The organism is Georgenia sp. 311 (assembly GCF_006151955.1).
In the GTDB taxonomy this organism is placed as follows: domain Bacteria; phylum Actinomycetota; class Actinomycetes; order Actinomycetales; family Actinomycetaceae; genus Oceanitalea; species Oceanitalea wutianyii.
Genome location: NZ_VDFS01000063.1, coordinates 56,128 through 59,960 on the forward strand (window position 1 = coordinate 56,128; position 3,833 = coordinate 59,960).

At 73.2% G+C, this 3,833-nt stretch carries 5 protein-coding genes; 1 reads left to right on the forward strand and 4 read right to left on the reverse strand.

Translation table 11 applies throughout. The features are described from left to right. Both FHE66_RS13915 and dinB read right to left on the reverse strand, forming a co-directional pair. The coding region (locus tag FHE66_RS13915; protein WP_139073664.1) for a DUF3040 domain-containing protein at positions 1-362 on the reverse strand (362 nt) is incomplete at its 3' end. Between the two features lie 104 nt (positions 363-466). Next, positions 467-1,696, reverse strand: a complete 1,230-nt coding sequence (gene dinB / locus FHE66_RS13920) for a DNA polymerase IV (RefSeq protein WP_139073569.1) — start codon at positions 1,694-1,696, stop codon at positions 467-469. A 25-nt stretch (positions 1,697-1,721) separates the two neighbouring features. Between dinB and FHE66_RS13925 the strand changes: the two genes are divergently transcribed. Beyond that, entirely contained in the window at positions 1,722-2,588 is an 867-nt protein-coding gene (locus FHE66_RS13925) for a spermidine synthase (protein WP_139073570.1), read from the forward strand. Between the two features lie 53 nt (positions 2,589-2,641). On the opposite strand, the gene FHE66_RS13930 is transcribed toward FHE66_RS13925, so the two are convergent. Both FHE66_RS13930 and FHE66_RS13935 read right to left on the reverse strand, forming a co-directional pair. Further along, positions 2,642-2,845, reverse strand: coding sequence for a cold-shock protein (locus tag FHE66_RS13930; protein WP_139073571.1), 204 nt, complete (start codon positions 2,843-2,845; stop codon positions 2,642-2,644). Positions 2,846-3,043: 198 nt separating this feature from the next. Beyond that, positions 3,044-3,833, reverse strand: a 790-nt coding sequence (locus tag FHE66_RS13935; protein WP_139073665.1) for a proteasome assembly chaperone family protein, incomplete at its 5' end; no start/stop codon positions are given.

Below are 3,833 nucleotides of genomic sequence, written 5' to 3' on the forward strand. Positions count from 1 at the left end.
CGCCTGTCCCAGCGCTCCTCGAGACGCTGCATGAAGCCGCTGTGCTTCCGAGCCGGTGCGGGCGAGCCGCCACCCTTGCGCGCCGGGGCCATCTGGCGCGGCGCGGCACCCTTCGGCCGGGAGATGGCGAGCATGACCCCGCCCAGCATGGCGAGGAAGCCGAGCACGCCGAGCCAGATGAGGGAGCCGGCGACCCCGCCGACGAGCATCCCGAGCCCGGCGAGGACGAGCAGCGCCCCCAGGGCGAGCCGCCGACCGGAGTAGCGGTGGTCGGTGGTGAAGGTGCTCACCAGCCGTGGGTCGGAGCGGAGCTGCTGCTCCATCTGGCTGAGCACCCGCTGCTCATACTCAGAGAGAGGCATCGGTCCTCCGATCCGCGAGGGTGGGTGCCCTTCGACGAGGGCGACTGTGTCCAAGTTTAGGTCGCCGCAGCGCCGGACGAAAGCGGACGGGGACCCAGCGCCGTTCAGCCCTCCCCGGGCTGCTCGGTCCCCCGCCTCAGGAGGGCCGCGGGGCCGAGGGCAGCGGCTCCGAAACGCCGACGGATGCTGTCCATCGCCGCCTCGGCGTCCCGACGCTGGTCGTCCTCGTCGAGCCGGAGCTGGACCCCTCCGTCGGCAGGCGCCAGCTGCTCGACGCGCACGCCGAGCAGCCGCACCCCGTCGGCCGGGACGGCCACCTCGGCGAGCAGGGACCGCGCCACTCCGAGGACGTCGTGGCCGACGTCCGTGGCCGGGGTGGCGCGCGAGCGGGTGATCGTGCGGAAGTCGGCGAAGCGCACCTTGATGGCCACGGTCCTCCCGACGAGTCCGGCCGCGCGCAGCCGCGCCGCGACCCGGTGCGACTGGTCCAGGAGGACGGCCTCGAGGGTCGCGCGGTCCGTGACGTCGGCGGAGAACGTCGTCTCGGTGCCCACCGACTTCTCCACCCGCTCCGGCTCGACGGACCGCGGGTCCCGCCCGCTGGCGAGGTCGTGCAGACGCTGGCCGGCGGCCACCCCGAGGATCCGGTGGAGGGTGCGCACCGGGGTGGCGGCCAAGGTGGCGACGGTGTCGATGCCGTACCGGTGCAGCCGCTCGCGGGTCTTGTCCCCCACGCCCCACAGCGCGCCGACCGGCAGCGCGTGGAGGAAGTGCACGGTCTGTGCGCGCGGGACGAGCAGCAGCCCGTCGGGCTTGGCGTGGCTCGAGGCGAGCTTGGCGACGAACTTCGTCGCGGCGACCCCGACGGACGCCGGGATGCCGACCTCGGTCCGGATCCGCTCGCGCAGCTGCCGGGCGATGGCCGCGGGCGGCCCGAGGCGGCGCACGGCACCCGAGACGTCGAGGAACGCCTCGTCGATGCTCACCTTCTCCATGACCGGCGTCACCTCGGCGAGGATCTCCATGACGTGCCGGGAGACCCGGGTGTAGCTGTCGTGGTGGGGCGCCAGGACGACGGCCTGCGGGCACAGCGCCCGGGCGCGGCTCATCGGCATCGCCGAGTGGACGCCGAACTCGCGCGCCTCGTAGGTGGCCGAGAGGACAACCCCGCGCTGCTCACCGCCGACGATGACCGGACGCCCGAGGAGGTCGGGCCGGTCGAGCAGCTCGACGGCGGCGAAGAACGCGTCCATGTCCACGTGCAGGATCGAGCAGCCGGCGTCGTCCGTACCCCAGTCACGCCGGGCCTCCGCACTGCGCTCACCCCTGCTCATCCGGCACAAGGCTAGCCTGGAGCGCATGCCCGAGCGTCCATCCCGCCGGCGCAGCCGGCGCCTGCCCCTCCCCCACCTCCCCGCCGAGCCGGTGCAGACCTCCACCGGCGTCGTCGAGCTGCTGCGCGACCCGGGGCGTCCCTCGGCGGTCACCGTCTTCATCAACGACGCCGAGAGCTCCTACGTCGACCTCGCCGACCCCAGCCACCTCGAGTTCGAGTACATGCAGCAGATGGTGGCGGTGCTCGACGAGGTCGGCCCCCCGCCGCCCGAGCCGTTGCGCGTCGTGCACCTGGGCGGCGCCGGGTGCGCCCTCGCGCGGGCGCTGGACGCTGCGCGGCCGGGCTCCACCCAGCTCGTCGTCGAGATCGACGCCGAGCTCGCCCGGCTGTCGCGCGAGTGGTTCGACCTGCCGCGCGCGCCGCGGCTGCGCATCCGGGTGGCGGACGCGCGAGCGGCCCTGGGCACGCTGGCGCCCGGCGCGTGGGACGTCATCGTGCGGGACGTCTTCGCCGGCATCGTGGTGCCTGACCACGTGCGCACGGTCGAGGCCGCTGCGGAGGCGCGCGCGGCACTGGCGCCCGACGGGCTGTACCTCGTCAACCTCACCGACCGGCCGCCGCTCACGGCGGCGCGGACCGAGGTCGCCACGCTGCTGGAGGTCTTCGGCCACGTCGCCGTCATCGCCGACCCCGCGATCCTGCGCGGCAAGCGCTACGGCAACGTCGTGCTCGTCGGGTCCACCACGCCGATCGCCACCGCGTCGCTGGACCGGGCCCTACGGCGCCTGCCGCTGCCGGTGCGCCTCGTCGCCGGGGAGGACGTGCTCACGTTCGCCGGCTCCCACCGCCCGGCCCGCGACGTGGCCGGGACGGCGCCCGCCCCGGCCTGAGCAAGCCGAAAGGGCCCGCACCGTGAGGTGCGGGCCCTTTCGAGAAGGGAGACTCAGAGAGCGTGGACGCTCTCGGCCTGCGGGCCCTTCGGGCCCTGCGTGATCTCGAACTCGACGCGCTGCGCCTCCTCGAGGGAGCGGTAGCCGTCGGACGCGATCGCGGAGTAGTGCACGAAGACGTCGGCGCCGCCGCCGTCCTGCGCGATGAAGCCGTAGCCCTTTTCGGCGTTAAACCACTTAACGGTTCCCTGTGCCATGGTGCTGTCCTTCCGGGGACGTTCTGGGGCCGACCGTGTGCCAGCCCCGCCTTGCCGCAATGCCTCGTCCCACGTCGTGCACAGCCCGGCGGTAAAGCCAGGGTCATACGTAAGCGAACTGCAACTGCAACGACCCTCAGTGTGGCACGTCCTGCCGGTCGTGGCTACCCATACTTTTCTCGAGTCTCCGGCCGAGGGTCAGGAGAGGGTCGTTCCGCCCTCGTCACCGGGCCCGTCCTCGGGCGACTCACCGGGGTCCGTGTGGTCGGCGAGGAACGCCTCGACCGCGGCCCCGATCTCCTCGGCGCTCGGCAGGTCGACCGGCTCGGCGAGGAGGGTCGTGCGCTCCTCCAGGCTCACCCCGCGCATGAACGCGTCGTACTGCTGCTCCAGTGCCCGGACCACCGCGGTGACCTCGGGCGATGCCGAGACCTGGCGCTCGATCTCGACGGCGGCCTCGCTCGCCGCGCGCTCGAGGTCGCCGACCGGGAGGGCGAGCTCGCCGGACCTGGCGATCTGCCGGACGAGCTCGGCGGCAGCCTGGTGGTACTGGCTCTGCGCGAGGTAGTGCGGGACGTTCGCGGAGAAGCCGACGGCCTGGTGGCCGGCCCGTCCGAGACGGAGCTCGATGAGTCCCGTCACGCTCCCGGGCACCTGAACAGTGCCGAGGATCTCAGGGGTGTCGACCAGCCCGTGCTCGGTGGCGTGCGCCGTCACGGTCGTGGGCCGCGTGTGCGGCACGCCCATCGGCACGCCGTGGATGCTGATCGTGCGCTGGACGCCGTAGCGCTTTACGGCGGCGATGACGGCGTCGACGAAGCCGTTCCACCGCAGGTCGGGCTCGCGGCCGTGGAGGAGGAGCAGCTCGGTGCCCTCGTCGTCACGGACGAGGTCGAGGGCGATGTAGGGCTCCTCGTAGTCCGTCCAGCGCCAGCTCTCGAAGGTCATCGGGGGCCGGTGGGCGCGGTAGTCGACGAGCTCGTCGACG

Coding starts and splice junctions, on each gene's coding strand:
- dinB (WP_139073569.1), bottom strand. CDS start 1,696: ATGAGCAGGGGTGAGCGCAGTGCGGAGGCCCGGCGTGACTGGGGTACG.
- FHE66_RS13925 (WP_139073570.1), top strand. CDS start 1,722: ATGCCCGAGCGTCCATCCCGCCGGCGCAGCCGGCGCCTGCCCCTCCCC.
- FHE66_RS13930 (WP_139073571.1), bottom strand. CDS start 2,845: ATGGCACAGGGAACCGTTAAGTGGTTTAACGCCGAAAAGGGCTACGGC.